This window comes from Oleiphilus messinensis, from assembly GCF_002162375.1.
Lineage (GTDB): Bacteria > Pseudomonadota > Gammaproteobacteria > Pseudomonadales > Oleiphilaceae > Oleiphilus > Oleiphilus messinensis.
The window spans coordinates 2,441,618-2,457,685 of sequence record NZ_CP021425.1; the positions used below are offsets into that span (position 1 = coordinate 2,441,618).

Consider the following 16,068-nt stretch of genomic DNA (forward strand, 5'->3'; position numbering starts at 1 on the left):
AAAATAATAAGAGGAAAAAGTGATGAGCAAAAAACTGTATGAAATAGGAGAAGCACCACCTCTCGGAGAAGTACCCGAGAAAATGAATGCCTGGTTAATCCGGCCCGAGCGATTTGGTGAACCGCTGCAAGCGTTCGCCCAAGAGGTGATCGATGTGCCTGATATCGCAGATGATGAAGTACTGGTCTATGTCATGGCTGCAGGTGTGAACTACAACAACGTTTGGGCTGGCTTGGGCATTCCGGTAAATGTCATTGCTGCCCGGCAGAAAGCCGGTGCTCCGGAAGATTTCCATATTGGTGGGTCAGATGCATCTGGCATTGTTTACAAAGTGGGTCCGGCGGTAACGGACTTAAAAGTTGGTGATGAAGTGGTTGTACACTGTGGCACCTGGAGTCGTGAAGGCAAGCTGGTGGCTCAGGGCAAAGACCCGATGTATGACCCGACGTTTAAAATCTGGGGCTATGAAACCAACTATGGTTCGTTTGCACAATTCACGAAAGTGCAGGCCCATCAATGTTTGCCCAAACCCCCGCATTTGAGCTGGGAATCGGCTGCGGCCTATATGTTGGTTGGAGCCACGTCTTACCGGATGTTGATGGCATGGGCACCGAATAACATCAAAAAGGATGATGTCGTTTTAGTTTGGGGGGGCGCCGGAGGGATTGGCTGCATGGCGATCCAGATTGCCCGTGCAGTGGGGGCTCGTCCTATCGCGGTGGTGTCAGACAACAGTAAAGTGGATTACTGCATGCAGCTTGGGGCAGTCGGCTGTATTAATCGCAAAGACTTTGATCATTGGGGGGTCTTACCACACTGGAAAGAATCAGAGGATTACGGTTTATGGCTGAAGGGCGCGCGGGCATTTGGTAAAGCGATCTGGGATATTCTGGGCGAGAAACGAGGCGTGGATGTTGTTTTTGAACATCCTGGGGAAACCACCATACCTACGTCTGTGTTTGTCTGTGAAACGGGGGGGATGGTAGTGATCTGTGCCGGCACAACCGGGTTTAATGCCACTTTGGACTTGCGTTATCACTGGATGCGTCAGAAGCGCTTTCAGGGCTCTCACTTTGCGAATGATGAGCAGGCGAAGGGGTTGAATGATATGGTCATAGCCGGGCAGGTTGATCCCTGCTTGTCGAAAACCTTCACCTATGATCAGTTGCCCGAAGCCCATCAGCTAATGTATGAAAATCAACATCCTTCGGGAAATATGTCGGTGCTGGTCGGGGCTGTCGACATTAATATGGGCATACAGGGTCGATAAAGGCACCGCAATTTCAATTTGGACGTACAAATGTACTCTGATTGACTTGTCTCAGTCGGGGTACATGGGTATTCTGTCAACGCCTGTAAGGGCACATTACAAGACAACGAGAATGATTAAAAAAATTGATCACCTGGGTATTGCTGTTACCGATCTAGCTGAAGCGATTGAAATCTACCGGAAAATCGGCCTTGAGTTTGTTGGCACCGAAGTTGTTGATGAGCAAAAGGTGGAAACTGCTTTTTTCCGGGTTGGAGAGTCGTACTTCGAACTGCTCGCGGCGACCGATCCAAGTAGTCCTATCGCCAAGTTCATCGACAAAAATGGTGGCCGGATGCACCACATCGCACTGGCCGTAGATGATGTTGAAGCCGAAATCGGACGTTTACAAGCACAAGGCTTTGAAATGATTGATTCGGCTCCCCGACGGGGTGCCCATGGCAACCTGATAGCCTTTATGCACCCAAAAGCGACTAAAGGAACGTTGTTGGAGATCTGTGCAAAGTGTCATTAATGCATTGGAAAGATTGAACAGCGTACCAATTGAGTGAGGGGAGCCAGTGATAAATAGATACGGTTGCTTTGAGCTATAATCTGTGGCGGAAGACGGGTGATGTAGAAAATAATTCCAAAAATGAGGAAGTCAAAAATGGGACAAAATTATCCACTGCCACCGCAAATGTTGGATAAATGGGCACGTGAAACGCCGGATAAGGTCTACTTACGTCAACCCGTAAACCGGGTATATCGTGAGTTTACCTGGTCTCAGGTTCGGGATCAGGTTTTACGAATGGCCAATGCTCTGAAAAAGCTAGGTTTGAAGCCGGGCGATAAAGTGGCCATCATGTCTAAAAACTGTGCGGAGTGGTTTATTGCGGATTTTGCAATTACCGCGGCGGGTATGATCTCCGCTCCGATCTATTTTACTGCCAGTAGCAAGACGATCCGTTTCATTATCGAGCACAGTGAAGCGAAAGCTGTTTTTATCGGCAAGCTGGATGATACCAAACCCACAATAGAAGGTATCCCGGAGAGCACGATTAAAATCGCTATGCCTTATGACACGGCCCCGTGTGATCATAGCTGGGATGATTTGTTGAAAAACAATGATCCTGTTGATCAAAGTGCTCAGCCAGAGTTGGATGATACCTTCTCTCTCAGCTATACATCCGGTTCTACCGGTAATCCAAAAGCTGCCGTACTGACCTTTCGCAATGTTGCTTATGGGGCCATCACGCCGGCCAATGAGTTGCAGGTAACCCAGAGTGATCGTTTAATTTCCTATTTGCCATTCATAGGTAGAACATTAAGCCACCTAACAGAGCTGTAGACCCAAACTGAATTTACCCGAATCACAGTCTCTTTTGGGGTGAGCACGTCCAGCATAACGCCCAAGAAAGTTAATCAATTTGCGCGCATTGAGCTTAGTTGCTTTTCGGTCAACGCGCATGATGCCGAGCATCGTATCGCAAAAAGTCACTGTGCAGCACATCGCAGCTTTTCGAGTGGATAGCACTTTGCCGAGTATGCGTTGTGCGCTGTGGCAAATAAAACGCTTCATGAGTGCCGCCGTAATCGCCGCCCAGATTAGCCCGGTTGCTATTGATTCCTTGCCGGTATCAAAGCACCGTAGATTGGCATAGGATTTCCACTCTTTGAATAACAACTCGATTTGCCAGCGAAGCCGGTAAGCCTCACTCACCTCCTCCAGAGAAAACTGCTCTTGAGGAAGGTTGGTTATCAGCCAGGAGAATTTCTTTTCCCGCTTGATCCAACAAGCAACCAATCTTGCGGTGATTGTGTGCTTTCCTTTTTTCCAGGAAACAATTAATTCCGTACGTTGTCGCTTGAACAGCTTGCCTTGCACTGTTTTCAGCGGCTTTCCCTTCACGTGCTTCAGCATTTTTCCATCTTCTCGATAAGCAGCCTCGACGACTGGATTAATGTTGTTCTTACACCGCGCGATATAAAACCCTCCAGTATCCTGCAAGTTCTGAAACCACTCCAGATCGAAGTACCCCCGGTCAAGCAGCAACAAACACCCGGATAGCGTTTGGGGCTCAGGGAGGTAGTCCCGCTCGCTGGCGGTATCGGGGGTCAACGAGATAGAACAGGGCTGATCTGCTAGAAGATCCATGGTCACTTGAAGTTCAACAGCGGCAGGGCTGATGGTTTTGAAACGACCAGGAAACGATTTCTTCAACGAGTCCTTCACAGCAAACGAGCTGCCATCCTGAATCAGAATCTGTTTGAACTGATGAAAAGAGTGGCCTTCTGGAAAAGCCAGAGAGGGTTGCAACCAATCTGTGAGGAGTGATGACAGTACTTCGCGCATAAACTCAGGAAACTCGGGCTTCGAAAATTGATTGTGAAAGGCCCGATAAGAGATATTGCTCTCCGACCACTCGCAGTACCGCCGCTGAATGTCTGCCACACTTTCTATGGTGCTCGAGGCCATCACTGCAACCAGGCATGTGACTAGATTAAAAGGCGTAATTCGTCTCTGCCGCACACAGAAATCTTCTTGTTTAGCGATTTCAGTAATTTTTTCTGGGTTGAGGGAATGGGTGAGTTTTTCAAGAAATGTGGTAAATTTACGCTGATTCATTCTGCTTTAGGGTCGGTAGTGTGTTTGACGACTAACAATCTACCTTATTGCAGGATGAATCCATATTAATATCATCAAGTTACCCTGCTTTTTTGCTTAATGTTCTACCTATGATTTGCCATTAGCGCATATCACCGAGCGTGCCTTGATAGAGCACATGAGTTTATATAGTGGTGCTACGGTTACATTCGTTGAGTCACTTGACACTTTTGCAGAAGACTTGCGCAGCGCAAACCCATCACTGTTTATTTCTGTGCCTCGACTCTGGATGAAGTTCCAGGCCGGTATTCTGGCGAAGTTGCCTCAGAAGAAGCTGGATAAATTGTTGAAGTTGCCTATCATCGGCTCACTGGTTCGTAACAAAGTGAAAAAACAGCTTGGTTTAAGTAATGCGAGATTATGCGGTTCAGGTACCGCGCCAATTTCTCCCGCGATTCTGGAATGGTATCGAAAGATCGGGATTAATATTTCCGAAGGGTGGGGCATGACTGAAACCACAGGGCTGGCTGTAATGCAGTACCCCTTCCGTACTGAGAAACTCGGTACGATTGGTCAGGCGGTAAATGGTACCGAAATCAAGATTTCTGATGCCGGTGAAATTCTCGTCAGAGGTGATGGTGTTGTGAATGGCTATTACAAAGATGACGAGAAAACAGCTGAAACCTTTGTGGATGGCTGGCTCCACACGGGTGATAAAGCGGAAATGGACGCCGATGGTTGCTTGCGAATTACCGGCCGTGTGAAGGACATTTTCAAGTCGGGTAAAGGTAAGTATGTTGTGCCTGTGCCGATTGAAAGTCTGCTCTATGAGAACAATATGATCGAGCAGATGTGTGTGATGGGGTCCGGCCTGCCACAACCGGTCGCGGTAGTCGTACTTTCTGAAGAGACCACACAGGGGCTAAGTCAGGAAGAGATACAATCGAGTTTGTCAGAAACCCTGAATAGTGTGAACAAGCGCTTGGAAGGGCATGAAAAGCTGGATCGAATTTTTGTCGCAAAAGATCCTTGGACAATTGAAAATGGGTTGCTGACACCGACAATGAAAATCAAACGGAATGACCTGGAGTCGCTCTATGCCCAGGCCATTGCAATTGAAAGCCGGGACAAAGTTGTTTGGCAGTAGTCATTTGACCAATCACAATGGAACCAATAGTCATCCAACTGGGTTACTGAGCGTGTAATCAACCAAATCTGCATGTTTGAGCTCTGATAACCGCACTCTGGTGGTTACAGAATACGCTTGAGTATCTGTAAAGAAAGCCGTGTAATCTACTGATATTATTGTCAGTAAACACGGCTTTTTTGTTCTTGTCAGGCATTCTTTGCCGGATCAATCTATGTTATGTTGCTGAGTGTTGGGTAAATTTTTCTTCAGTCACAAGGAATGAGGCAATCGATGACGACTTCTGTAAATTATTTTGGATCGTTAGGCAGTAACGCAGACGAAGCATTGGCGGTGGTTGAGCCGATCGTCAGCGAGATTCTAAAGTCCCATGAGAACGGAGACTACGATCTATTCTCATCGCTGATCACCCAGAATTTGAAAGCAAAGGTTAAGCCGGAAGGCTTTAAAAAAGCAGTTCAGGAAAATCAGCCGACATTGGGGATCATGCAAAGCAAGCGCTTTGTTGCGGCATTGAACAAAGGCGGGAATCCAATGTTTTTGTGGGTTGCCCGCTTTTCAAAGGCAGAGGATGATGTTCTTATCAATATTACCTTTACCGATGACAAGGCATCTCCGAAAGTAGATTGGGTCTGGATTGAGTAATGATCAGGGATCACCTTAAGGTGATCCCTGAGCCCGGTGTAGTCAGGTTTCTCCTGATGTTCTGATTGTGCATAGTGTTACAGTAAGGCTTTTAACTGTTTTAAATTAAAGAATTTCTTGCGAATTAATCGGGTCTGAATTTGAGTCTCAATGCGTAACGCTTCTCGCTCGCTGGCGAGCCAGGTTTTATTGAAAAGTAATTTGGCACCATTAACGGCATCACTCGACTTTTCCAGTAGGGTATGGGCAAATGAAAGCGCTTCCGCAAATGGGTCATCGGAAATACGGGTAATGAGTCCCAGTGATTTTGCTTCGGGGGCGGAAATGACTTTTGCGGTCATTGTGAGCTCTTTTACAACGTCGATGGGGAGTAATTCACGAAGCGTGATGGTGCCAGACATATCAGGGATCAGTCCCCATTTCCCCTCCATGATGGAAAATTCGCAATCGGGAGTGGCATACCGGAAGTCAGCTCCCAATGCGATTTGAAGTGCGCCGCCAAAACAGACGCCGTGGGTCACCGCAATAACAGGGACGGGTAGATTTCGCCAGACCAACGCAACGTCCTGAGCTAGATTGGAGGCTTTTCGGCCTGGTTTGAACAGCAGGCGAGCGACAGCAGTCGGGCTTGATGTTACATTCTTTACATCCAGGCCGGAGCTGAAAACCTTGCCGTTACCCTTGAGAATAACCACTTTCACGGATTTGTTTTTTTGAATTTGTTTTGCGGTATCGACCAGTCCGGTAAACATATCGATGTCCAGACCATTATATTTTTCAGGTCGATTCATTGAGACGACGGCGATGTGGTTATCGATGATTTCCAGCAAGACTCTAGACATTCAGTTTCTTCCAAGCAGTTGATTTATGGCGGGGGTGGTGTAAAACCTGTGAAAACAAGTAAAAATGGCTAAACTACCGAATAGGAACTCTTTTAGCAATGAATATCATAAGCCTGTGTTTGATAACAAAAGTGGCTATTAACGCCTCGCTTTGGCCGGTGACGATTCAAAATGGCCAGTAATGATTTTTCTGCGCGCCAGTTGGGACACAGATTACTGTCATGAATGTATCTAAAGACTTTTCAGTCAATATCCGTAATTCCTTGTCATCCAGACTGCTAAAAATAGTATTGTCTATCTATATTGCGGTTACCTTGGTCGTTACGGTTATGCATGTTTTGATTGAATACGACTCAGTGAAAAAGAATGTCCATGGTGAACTGGTAACCGTCCAGCGTACGTTTGCTGACAGTTTGTCTCAAGCGCTCTGGCAGTTGGATCGTGAGCAATTAAATGTCACGGTTGATGGTATTACCGAGTTGCCTGCCATTATCGGTGCTTCAATTTATGGATTGGATGGTGTAGTGATCGCATCCGCAGGGCAGATTGAAGATACTGAAAACCCTAAAAATAAAAGCGTATTCTGGCATGAATTTCCGCTCCAATATCGATTTGGCAATGATATTCAGGAGATTGGACTGGCTCGCCTGTATTCCAGCAATCAGATTGTGATAGACCGGATAAAGCTCGGGATAGTCATTCTCACGGTTAACGCCATTATCAAGACCGTAGTTTTGTTTTTCCTGATTGTGATTGTCTTTGATCGTATTTTGACCCGGCCTCTGGGAAAACTCGCGAAAGATGCCGATGGCATCGACCCTGACAACATACAAGCTGAACGTATCCGCGTGAGTAAAAATGAGGGGGACGAAATCAATCTCCTGGAAAACTCACTCAATGCCATGATGGACAAGGTATCTCTTTCCATCAAAGAGCTCGATAATCTGAACAAAAATCTGGAGGATAAAGTTAAAAAGCGCACTGCCTCTTTAAACGATGTTATCGTTCAGCTGGATAAGGAACAGCGCGCCTTGGTTGAGGAAGTTTCAGCGAGAATGGAAAAGGAGAAAGCGCTGGAAGAAAGTCGAAAACAAGTCCAGGAGTCGCTGGATAATCTGAGGCAGGCGCAGGAGCAACTGATCGAATCCGAGAAAATGGCGTCATTGGGTAATCTGGTAGCAGGCGTAGCCCACGAAATTAATACGCCAGTTGGACTCAGTCTCACTGGAATTACCCATTTTCAGTTTTTGGTCGAACGGTTGTCAAAACGGTATAAAGATGGAGAGCTGGAGGAGGAGCAGTTCGAGAAGTTTCTGAATGACTCTCAAGAGTTGGCACGCTCCATTGTGATCAGTCTCAATCGCGCAGCAGATCTTGTGCGCAGCTTCAAACAAGTTGCAGTGGATCAATCTCATGACACGATTCGAACTTTTCAAGCGAATAGTTATATCCACGAGGTGTTGTTGAGCCATCAAAATATTCTCAAGCAGACTAAAATAAAAGTAGAGGTACTCTGCGATGAGGCGCTTGCTGTGACCAGCTTTCCTGGAATTTGGTCACAAGTTATAACCAATTTTCTATCTAATGCACTGATCCATGGCTATGACAAAGGTGCAGAGGGGAAAATCGAGATTAGTTTCAAAGCGGTAGGTGACCAGTGGGAGTTTCGGTTTAGCGATAACGGAAAAGGGATGTCGGAAGAAACCTCGAAAAAAGTATTTGAGCCGTTTTTCACAACGAATCGGGAAAATGGTGGCAGTGGTTTGGGGATGAACATTGTCTACAATTTAGTGACGCAAAAGTTGCATGGTCGAATAGATCTCAAATCTTCACTCGGCGTAGGCACAGAGTACACTATACTGGTACCGAAAGACATCGGCAATCCAGGTCAAAATTCGCAAGCGGGCTGATATGTTTAAAAAATCTCATAAGAATCCGGTTCAAGGTGCAGATTCGCACAAAAAATACTGGAAAATCCTGATTGTTGATGATGAGCCGGAAGTGCATTCCATTACTAAAGTTGCACTGAGTGAATTCAGTTATGATGACAAAGATGTCGAAATGATCAGTGCTTACAGTGGTGCTGAAGCGAAAGCGGTTTGTCAAAACGAGCCCGATATTGCACTGATTTATCTCGATGTGGTTATGGAAACGGATACCGCTGGCCTGGAAGTGGTGCAATATATTCGGAATGAACTCAAGAATAATTTTGTCCGGATTATCCTCAGAACCGGACAGCCAGGCCAGGCACCAGAGCGAGAAGTTATCGTCAATTACGATATTAACGACTACAAGGAAAAGACGCTGTTGGATAGTGGCAAACTATTCACCTCGACTTATTCCGCACTTCGGGCGTACAACGATATTATGAACGTCGAGCGTTCCCGCGTCATGCTGGATCGATATCGGAGCGGTCTCGAAAAAGTGATCGAATCCACGGCCAATCTGTTTGAGTTGAGGTCGCTGCAAAATTTTGCCAATGGTTTGCTTGTGCAGCTGGGCTCACTGTTACACATTGATCGTGATACGATCCTGTTACGCAGCCATGGGTATACTGTGGTGCACAATGATGGCGAGCAATTCGAACTGCTCGCTGCAACCGGCGATCTAGGGAAGCGAATCGCTTCCGAGCCTGAAGTACATCATACCAGCGATCTGCTGCCACCCAAGGTTAATCAGGATTTACTGACCTGTTTGCAAACCCGAAAATCAATCGTGCGGGAGGACGTTTACGTTGGCTATTTCCCCACGAAAAGTGGAAAAATTAATTTGTTGTACCTCGACGGGGTTGGTGTGCGGGATGATCTCGATTTAAAGCTGATTGAAATTTTCTCTACGAATGTCACGATCGCTTTTGACAATCTCTACCTGGATAAAGAAATTTACGATACCCAAGTCGAAATTATCGATACCTTGGGAGATGTGGTCGAAACCCGATCCAAAGAAACTGCGAACCATGTTCGGCGAGTGGCTCACCTGTCAAGGTTGCTGGCTAAAGCCTATGGCCTGGATGTAAAAAGTTGTGATCAGCTTTATATGGCGGCGCCCATGCATGATATTGGCAAGGTTGCGATACCGGATCGCGTTCTGCTCAAACCCGGCAAGCTGGATGAAGAGGAGTGGGAGATCATGAAAACTCACGCAAAGATTGGTGAAGATATTTTCGTAAAATCCAATCGTGAGGTCTTACAAGCGGCTGCCCTGGTGGCGGGGCAGCACCATGAAAAGTTCGATGGCTCAGGCTATCCAAGAGGGCTGGCAGGGGAGGATATTCATATATTCGGTCGAATCGTTGCAGTTGTGGACGTTTTTGATGCCTTGGTGCACAAGCGATGTTACAAGGAAGCCTGGCCGATGGAGGATGTGCTGGCACTGCTGGAAAGCGAGAAAGGTAAACATTTTGATCCCCGCCTAGTTGAGCTTCTAGTGGAACACCTGCCTGCGGTTGAAGAAATTTTGCAAACCTACCCAGATAGAGAGCACTAGAAAAATGGTTTAAAGTCTTGTGCACTCTCGCAGAGTACTGAGTAACTGCGCAAGGTATTCCGGGTACGTCGCGGTACCTGTCAGGGTTTGCCCAAGCAGATCAATTTGAGCCCGTTTTACATCGGTTTCTGCGGGAATCGATTTTGTATAGAATGATGTGGTTCCCAACTCCTCCAGAAAGCAGACCTTCTCCAGCGCTCTGATTTTTTCTTGCATCCGTTTCAAATGACCAATTCCCGGTTTTTTTTCTGCACTGTCGGCAAAACTGTCGACTAAAGTGAATCCCAGTCTATCTGACAGCCGGCGAAATGCGTCATGGGCGCTGAATACCGGCCTTGATGATTCGCTTTTGAATTGTGTGGTGTAATCCTCAATCAATAAATTGATCGCTGTCGTTGTTTGTTCGCTATTTTTTGCGAACGCTCCAGCAGACTCCGGATAGAATTTACTTAGTCTGGATCGCACTTCAGGGATTATATCCAACATGAGATAGGGATCGAGCCACAAGTGAGGGTCTTGATGTCCCTGCTCAGAGAGTTTATGTATTGCACCGTTTTGATCATGGTGTGTATGGGGTTCATCATCCAACTCGACGCCAGCCAACGCTTCTATTGTGGTATTCCGGATTTGATGTGCCGTGAATACCTTTTTTAAGTAGACTTCAAACCCTTCGCCAATCCAGAAAACTTCCTTGGCATTTTTCATCTTGGTTATGTCCGAGGGCTTTAATTGATAAAAGTGTGGATTGGAGCCTGGGGGGAGTAGTACGTCGATTTGGATGTTGGTCCCTGCAATCGATCGAATAAGCATTGCCAAAGGATTTATGGAAACGACAACGCTTGGTTTCGCTGAGTCTCGATATGGGGCAGCGATTTCTGTTAGCGTGGGTGCGGAGGTCTCATGAGCGTTAGCGGTCTCTGGAGTATCCAAGCTTGCAGGGTGGCCGGACCTCACATGGTCTGATGTTGGCTGCACCGGCTCATCTTTAGAGAGGGCATAGTAGCCGATCCCGAGAACGACGAGAACTGTGACAATAATGGCTGAGAGAGAGGCAGTTTTTGGGCTCGGCATAATACAACTTGGCAGGGCTGGATCGAAAGACGGCCATGTTAACACTGTTCGAAACACAGGCCAATATTAAACCATTCGTTAATAATCGCCACCACGGGATACAACCTGTTATGGGGGTCTGGTAAAATGCCGCCCATAATCGATGTCTCAGGTTTGAGTTAATGAAATACGAAATTGTTCCCGTGACGCCTTTTGCTCAGAATTGCTCAGTGATTTGGTGTCCAAAAACAAAAAAAGCCGCTGTCGTTGATCCCGGTGGGGATCTCGATAAAATTGAATCGGTCCTGATTACACATGGCTTGAGTCTGGAAAAAATATTACTGACTCATGCCCATATCGATCATGCTGGAGCAACCCAGGATCTTGCTGAAGCGCGACAGGTAAAAATCGAGGGGCCACACCAGGAAGATCAGTTCTGGATTCAATCGTTACCCCAGCAAAGCCAAATGTTTGGCTTTCCGGAGGCAAAAATATTCACGCCTGATCGCTGGTTGGGGGATGGCGATCAGGTGACTGTCGGAGAAGAAACATTGAATGTGCTGCACTGCCCGGGTCATACTCCCGGCCACGTTGTTTTCTTTCATGCACCGAGTCGCCTTGCAATCGTCGGTGACGTTTTGTTTGCCGGTAGTATTGGGCGCACCGACTTTCCGAAAGGTGATCATGATACGCTGATCCGCTCTATCAAAACCAAGTTATGGCCCCTTGGTGATGATGTTGCATTTATTCCAGGTCACGGACCGATGTCCAGCTTTGCTGCAGAGCGCAAGAGTAACCCGTTTGTGGCGGATTAATCTTTATTGAAAAAATATCCCCAGAATCAGCTTGATCTCACGGGGCAGAAAGTAACTGTATTTTTACTAAGGAATCCATCTATGACTGTTCGTACCCGAATAGCGCCGTCTCCAACAGGCGATCCTCACGTTGGTACCGCTTATATCGCGTTGTTCAATTTGTGTTTTGCACGACAACACGAGGGGCAATTTATCTTGCGGATCGAGGATACTGATCAGGCTCGTAGTACTCGGGAGTCTGAAGAGGATATTTTCAAGGCGCTCCGGTGGTTGGGAATTGAATGGGATGAGGGGCCTGATGTCGGTGGGCCTCATGGCCCTTATCGACAGTCTGAGCGCAAAGATATGTATAAAGATTATGCGCTCGAGTTGGTTGAAAAGGGGCATGCTTTTTATTGTTTCCGCACACCGGAAGAATTGGAGGCAATCAGGCTGGCGCGAACAGAGGCCGGTTTGAATCCTGGAATAAAGGGCGATTTGGAGCTGCCTGATGACGAAGTCAAAGCTAACCTTGCAGCAGGTAAGCCCTTTGTTATTCGAATGAAAGTGCCTGATTCGGGCACCTGTGTCATTCAGGATAAACTGCGTGGCACCATAGAGATTGACTGGGCACAAGTGGATTGTCAGATTCTGCTCAAATCAGACGGTATGCCGACCTATCACCTTGCAAATGTGGTGGATGACCACCTGATGGCAATTACCCATGTTATCAGAGGCGAGGAGTGGATTAACTCAGCGCCAAAACATCAGCTGTTGTATGCGTACTTTGGTTGGGAAATGCCAGAGCTTTGTCATATGCCTTTGTTACGTAATCCGGATAAAAGCAAATTGAGCAAGCGTAAAAACCCGACCAGCATAAACTTCTATGAGCGTATGGGCTTTCTGCCGGAAGCCGTCCTGAATTATCTTGGAAGGATGGGGTGGTCCATGCCCGATGAGCGCGAAAAATTCACGCTGGATGAGATGGTTGCCAACTTTGATATCTCCCGGGTTTCTCTGGGGGGGCCGATTTTCGACATGGAGAAGCTGCGCTGGCTTAATGGGCTCTGGATTCGAGAGAATCTGGATCACGGGGCTTTCGTAAATCAGGTGTCGCAGTGGATTGCACGTAATCCTGAGTGGGAGAAACTGATTCCACTGGTCCAGAGTCGAATCGATACCTTCTCGGATATCGCACCAATGGCGAATTTTCTGTTTGCTGGCATTTTGCCACTCACTGAGGCTGATTTTGAGCATAAAAAGCTTGAGGCGGGTCAAGTTAAACGGGTATTGCAATTTACGCTGTGGAAGCTTGAAGCACTGCGGGATTGGCAAAAGGATTCAATTTTTGCGGAGGTTAAAAGCCTTTGCCAGGCAATGGAATTGAAGATGGGGGATTTTATGTTCCCGATTTTTGTTGCGATTGCAGGCACACCCAATTCCTGGTCAGTAATGGATTCCATGGCGGCGATGGGGCCGGATATGTGCCGCGCACGTTTGCGTAACGCATTGGATACACTTGGCGGGTTCTCAAAAAAGGAAACCAAAAAAGTTGAAAAAGAATTTCTAAAAGTGCTTGACTCAGAAGGGGGAAGCCAATAATATACGCCCCCGTTGTTGAGGTAAAGGGGCCATAGCTCAGCTGGGAGAGCGCAACGCTGGCAGCGTTGAGGTCGACGGTTCGATCCCGTCTGGCTCCACCAAATTATTTCAATAACAAGATGTTAAGGTAGTAAGGTTTTAGTCCCATTCGTCTAGAGGCCTAGGACACCGCCCTTTCACGGCGGTAACAGGGGTTCGACTCCCCTATGGGACGCCAATTCAAAACCCGGCTCCAGTGAGGCGGGTTTTTTGATCTGATTTGCTGATATTGGCTTCGGTCTTTTTCGGATTCGGGAAAGCGCTATTTTTAAGTGCTGTATTAAAGTATCGATCAGATTAGTTTGTTTAGAAAGGTTTAGTCCCATTCGTCTAGAGGCCTAGGACACCGCCCTTTCACGGCGGTAACAGGGGTTCGACTCCCCTATGGGACGCCAATTAAAAAACCACCCGAATGGGTGGTTTTTTTTGATCTTAAATTATTGGTGTGGTGTTGAATGCTCAAATAAATCTGAGTGGTTCAATGTGGGACGCAGTGCGCTTCAGAGCGCGGAGTTCTGAAGCACCTGCACAGACTAGCGTTCTGCTATTGAACCTTTTCCCACTCCCTCATAGGCACGAACCTGAATATCGTCGTTAGGAAACGTTTCCTGAAGATTTTCCGCGATGTGGCACGCAATCCATTCAACCGTTGAGTCTGTGTCAATGATATAAACTTGTCGGGCTGGCAGGGTAAGTTCAAATTGCCCCTGCTGTGCAACATAGTTGAACGTAATATTTTGCCCTGTCTGTCTTCCAAGGGAGATTTCTGTTTGTTCGTTCTGGCCAGATAAATCCTCTAACGTGGCAACATAGCTATCTTGAAGTTTGGTGGCCCATTCTGTTTCCAGCACTTTTTGGCGCTGTTGATTCAGATAGATTTCAATGCGGGAGCGATGACCATGGGCAATTCGTTGGCAGTTTCCAAGATGTTTTTTGAGGCCATGGCTGTAGTGATAGTATGCTCCGTTTATTTCCTCTGGTCGGATCGTGATACTAACGCCATCAACATTATCCGGTAGTACTTGATCAAACAGGTCAATCAAAAAAGTTGAAACGCTTTCGGGTGTTATTTCTTTTTCTTCGATCAGCAAAACCGCCGATGCCGGGGAGCGGTGTAGCCACTTTTCTCCCGTGCTGTTTTGGTATCCAACGTCGATCCGGTTTTCGGAACGTTCAATGAGAACGCCTTCAAGCTGTGCGGGTATCGCCAGCTTGTGATCGACTTCATCATCGATGAGATTTTTCAGCTGTTTTTTGACGTGGCCGAAGTCAAAGACCATGCCTTGTTCATCGAGTTCGCCTTCCAGTTCTACATCAACAATCCAGCTTTCACCCACTATGCCTCTTATAGGATCGAGGAAAGAAAAGTCGATAACAGTCAGGTTATTTACAAAAAGTCGATTCATTATCAGTTGGTCGCTTAAATTGTTGAATGGAAGGCAGGGCAAAGCCTGGGACATGATCGGGTGATTTTATCAGATTTGGCAAGTTAAGTAGAATAGGTATGAGTGTTTGGGGGAGTCTTGGCGCTCGACAGTATGCGCCAGGTCTGTTGGTAAAATGGGCGGGGCGTCGATTTCGCCCCGAATGCGTCAGGCCGAGTGGGCCAGGCGACTGGAAGAAAAGGTCAGGTGATCGATTATAGATCGTTGTATTCGCGGCAATAGAGGGCTTGGAAGGTCGTGCCCCATACCTTCTATGACTTTCATTTGCGCTTCTGGAATCACGCGGGCTGTATGCAGGCCGCACTCAAGTGGGATTAGCCTGTCTTCGGTGCCATGAATAATCAAGGTTGGTGTTGCAATCGTTTTGAGCAGGGGTATTCTGCACTCGCTGGCAATAATCGCTGCTGCCTGTCTTAGTGTTCCTTCTGGGTCAGAATCTCGCTCACGTGCAGTGTGCACGCGATAAAACAGCTCAAAAGGGCTGGTCGGGTAGGTTTGACTGCCAATGGTCTGAAGGGTTCTGACTTTTTGAGTAATCTCCCGGTTGGGGAGTTTCTCTTTTTGCGGGCGCAGTAATTTTAATAAAACCCGAGTGTGAGGCATCGGTAGATGTTTGGCGCCAGAGGTGGACATGATGGATGTCAGGCTTAGTGTTTTCTCCGGCGCGATTCCGGCAATGATCTGTGCAATCATGCCTCCCATAGAAGCTCCGATGAAATGGGCTTGGGGAATGGAAAGCGCTGCCATTAAGTTGAGGACATCGTCTGCCATATCATAAAGTGTATATGGGGCAAAAACAGGGCGCTTGAAACGAGAAGCAAGGAACATTTTCCCAAGATTGGGTGTTCCCTCATGGCTGAGTTTGGTGGAGAGGCCAATGTCGCGGTTATCAAAGCGAATAACTCGGTAGCCTTGATTGGCGATATGCTCGCACAAGGCTTTTGGCCATACAATCATCTGCGCACCCAGCCCCATGATCATAATCACTGCCGGGTGTTGTGGTGAGCCAAATTGTTCATATTCTAGTTTGATCGAGCCGGACAAAGCTTGGGCCATTTTTAATCCCTACGACAGACAGGCGTTGTTTGAAATATAATCGACTCGGAAATGTAACAAATCTGTGGATAAAATCCATAGTTGAAACAAAAAATTCACCTAACT

At 47.1% G+C, this 16,068-nt stretch carries 14 protein-coding genes and 3 tRNA genes; 12 read left to right on the forward strand and 5 right to left on the reverse strand.

The window, feature by feature from the left end:
• The first annotated feature begins 22 nt into the window (after nucleotides 1-22).
• The 3 genes from ccrA to OLMES_RS10710 all read left to right on the forward strand — a co-directional run bounded on the left by ccrA (nucleotide 23) and on the right by OLMES_RS10710 (nucleotide 2,600).
• Nucleotides 23-1,270, forward strand: a complete 1,248-nt coding sequence (ccrA, locus tag OLMES_RS10700; RefSeq protein ID WP_087461260.1) for a crotonyl-CoA carboxylase/reductase — start codon at nucleotides 23-25, stop codon at nucleotides 1,268-1,270.
• Nucleotides 1,271-1,382: 112 nt separating this feature from the next.
• Nucleotides 1,383-1,784, forward strand: coding sequence for a methylmalonyl-CoA epimerase (gene mce, locus OLMES_RS10705; protein ID WP_087461261.1), 402 nt, complete (start codon nucleotides 1,383-1,385; stop codon nucleotides 1,782-1,784).
• A 135-nt stretch (nucleotides 1,785-1,919) separates the two neighbouring features.
• Nucleotides 1,920-2,600 (forward strand): AMP-binding protein, encoded by a 681-nt coding sequence (locus OLMES_RS10710; protein WP_157678259.1) that lies wholly within the window; start codon nucleotides 1,920-1,922, stop codon nucleotides 2,598-2,600.
• On the opposite strand, the gene OLMES_RS10715 is transcribed toward OLMES_RS10710, so the two are convergent.
• A complete protein-coding gene (locus OLMES_RS10715; RefSeq protein ID WP_087461263.1) occupies nucleotides 2,586-3,878 on the reverse strand; it encodes an IS4 family transposase in 1,293 nt (430 codons plus the stop codon). The two genes, OLMES_RS10710 and OLMES_RS10715, sit on opposite strands and share 15 nt — an antisense overlap.
• Nucleotides 3,879-3,993: 115 nt before the next feature.
• Here OLMES_RS10715 and OLMES_RS10720 point away from each other — a divergent pair, with 115 nt between their 5' ends.
• Both OLMES_RS10720 and OLMES_RS10725 read left to right on the forward strand, forming a co-directional pair.
• Nucleotides 3,994-5,004, forward strand: coding sequence for an AMP-binding protein (locus OLMES_RS10720; protein WP_198343298.1), 1,011 nt, complete (start codon nucleotides 3,994-3,996; stop codon nucleotides 5,002-5,004).
• 273 nt (nucleotides 5,005-5,277) lie between these two features.
• Nucleotides 5,278-5,649 (forward strand): hypothetical protein, encoded by a 372-nt coding sequence (locus OLMES_RS10725; protein ID WP_087461265.1) that lies wholly within the window; start codon nucleotides 5,278-5,280, stop codon nucleotides 5,647-5,649.
• A gap of 77 nt (nucleotides 5,650-5,726) precedes the next feature.
• Here OLMES_RS10725 and OLMES_RS10730 read toward each other — a convergent pair whose 3' ends face one another.
• On the reverse strand, nucleotides 5,727-6,491 hold the full coding sequence (locus OLMES_RS10730) for a crotonase/enoyl-CoA hydratase family protein (protein WP_087461266.1): 765 nt from the start codon (nucleotides 6,489-6,491) through the stop codon (nucleotides 5,727-5,729).
• 221 nt (nucleotides 6,492-6,712) lie between these two features.
• Here OLMES_RS10730 and OLMES_RS10735 point away from each other — a divergent pair, with 221 nt between their 5' ends.
• Both OLMES_RS10735 and OLMES_RS10740 read left to right on the forward strand, forming a co-directional pair.
• Nucleotides 6,713-8,401 carry a sensor histidine kinase gene (locus OLMES_RS10735; RefSeq protein ID WP_087461267.1) on the forward strand — a complete coding sequence of 563 codons (1,689 nt, stop codon included), beginning with the start codon at nucleotides 6,713-6,715 and terminating at the stop codon, nucleotides 8,399-8,401.
• Nucleotide 8,402: 1 nt separating this feature from the next.
• Nucleotides 8,403-9,977 (forward strand): DUF3369 domain-containing protein, encoded by a 1,575-nt coding sequence (locus tag OLMES_RS10740; RefSeq protein WP_087461268.1) that lies wholly within the window; start codon nucleotides 8,403-8,405, stop codon nucleotides 9,975-9,977.
• A gap of 9 nt (nucleotides 9,978-9,986) precedes the next feature.
• Here OLMES_RS10740 and OLMES_RS10745 read toward each other — a convergent pair whose 3' ends face one another.
• The gene (locus OLMES_RS10745) at nucleotides 9,987-11,048 is read right to left on the reverse strand and encodes a metal ABC transporter substrate-binding protein (protein ID WP_087461269.1); all 1,062 of its coding nucleotides are present in this window, start codon (nucleotides 11,046-11,048) and stop codon (nucleotides 9,987-9,989) included.
• Nucleotides 11,049-11,209: 161 nt separating this feature from the next.
• Between OLMES_RS10745 and OLMES_RS10750 the strand changes: the two genes are divergently transcribed.
• The 5 genes from OLMES_RS10750 to OLMES_RS10770 all read left to right on the forward strand — a co-directional run bounded on the left by OLMES_RS10750 (nucleotide 11,210) and on the right by OLMES_RS10770 (nucleotide 13,857).
• Nucleotides 11,210-11,842 carry an MBL fold metallo-hydrolase gene (locus OLMES_RS10750; protein ID WP_087461270.1) on the forward strand — a complete coding sequence of 211 codons (633 nt, stop codon included), beginning with the start codon at nucleotides 11,210-11,212 and terminating at the stop codon, nucleotides 11,840-11,842.
• An 81-nt stretch (nucleotides 11,843-11,923) separates the two neighbouring features.
• A complete protein-coding gene (gltX, locus tag OLMES_RS10755; RefSeq protein WP_087461271.1) occupies nucleotides 11,924-13,423 on the forward strand; it encodes a glutamate--tRNA ligase in 1,500 nt (499 codons plus the stop codon).
• Between the two features lie 25 nt (nucleotides 13,424-13,448).
• Nucleotides 13,449-13,524: transfer RNA gene (locus OLMES_RS10760), tRNA-Ala, on the forward strand.
• A gap of 40 nt (nucleotides 13,525-13,564) precedes the next feature.
• Nucleotides 13,565-13,640: transfer RNA gene (locus OLMES_RS10765), tRNA-Glu, on the forward strand.
• Nucleotides 13,641-13,781: 141 nt separating this feature from the next.
• Nucleotides 13,782-13,857: transfer RNA gene (locus OLMES_RS10770), tRNA-Glu, on the forward strand.
• Nucleotides 13,858-13,995: 138 nt separating this feature from the next.
• On the opposite strand, the gene OLMES_RS10775 is transcribed toward OLMES_RS10770, so the two are convergent.
• Together OLMES_RS10775 and OLMES_RS10780 are read right to left on the reverse strand one after the other, a co-directional pair.
• A complete protein-coding gene (locus tag OLMES_RS10775; protein ID WP_087464434.1) occupies nucleotides 13,996-14,868 on the reverse strand; it encodes a 6-pyruvoyl trahydropterin synthase family protein in 873 nt (290 codons plus the stop codon).
• Nucleotides 14,869-15,054: 186 nt separating this feature from the next.
• Nucleotides 15,055-15,963 (reverse strand): alpha/beta fold hydrolase, encoded by a 909-nt coding sequence (locus tag OLMES_RS10780; RefSeq protein ID WP_087461272.1) that lies wholly within the window; start codon nucleotides 15,961-15,963, stop codon nucleotides 15,055-15,057.
• Nucleotides 15,964-16,068 lie beyond the last annotated feature (105 nt).

Coding starts and splice junctions, on each gene's coding strand:
- ccrA (WP_087461260.1), top strand. CDS start 23: ATGAGCAAAAAACTGTATGAAATAGGAGAAGCACCACCTCTCGGAGAA.
- mce (WP_087461261.1), top strand. CDS start 1,383: ATGATTAAAAAAATTGATCACCTGGGTATTGCTGTTACCGATCTAGCT.
- OLMES_RS10710 (WP_157678259.1), top strand. CDS start 1,920: ATGGGACAAAATTATCCACTGCCACCGCAAATGTTGGATAAATGGGCA.
- OLMES_RS10715 (WP_087461263.1), bottom strand. CDS start 3,878: ATGAATCAGCGTAAATTTACCACATTTCTTGAAAAACTCACCCATTCC.
- OLMES_RS10725 (WP_087461265.1), top strand. CDS start 5,278: ATGACGACTTCTGTAAATTATTTTGGATCGTTAGGCAGTAACGCAGAC.
- OLMES_RS10730 (WP_087461266.1), bottom strand. CDS start 6,491: ATGTCTAGAGTCTTGCTGGAAATCATCGATAACCACATCGCCGTCGTC.
- OLMES_RS10735 (WP_087461267.1), top strand. CDS start 6,713: ATGAATGTATCTAAAGACTTTTCAGTCAATATCCGTAATTCCTTGTCA.
- OLMES_RS10740 (WP_087461268.1), top strand. CDS start 8,403: ATGTTTAAAAAATCTCATAAGAATCCGGTTCAAGGTGCAGATTCGCAC.
- OLMES_RS10745 (WP_087461269.1), bottom strand. CDS start 11,048: ATGCCGAGCCCAAAAACTGCCTCTCTCTCAGCCATTATTGTCACAGTT.
- OLMES_RS10750 (WP_087461270.1), top strand. CDS start 11,210: ATGAAATACGAAATTGTTCCCGTGACGCCTTTTGCTCAGAATTGCTCA.
- gltX (WP_087461271.1), top strand. CDS start 11,924: ATGACTGTTCGTACCCGAATAGCGCCGTCTCCAACAGGCGATCCTCAC.
- OLMES_RS10775 (WP_087464434.1), bottom strand. CDS start 14,868: ATGAATCGACTTTTTGTAAATAACCTGACTGTTATCGACTTTTCTTTC.
- OLMES_RS10780 (WP_087461272.1), bottom strand. CDS start 15,963: ATGGCCCAAGCTTTGTCCGGCTCGATCAAACTAGAATATGAACAATTT.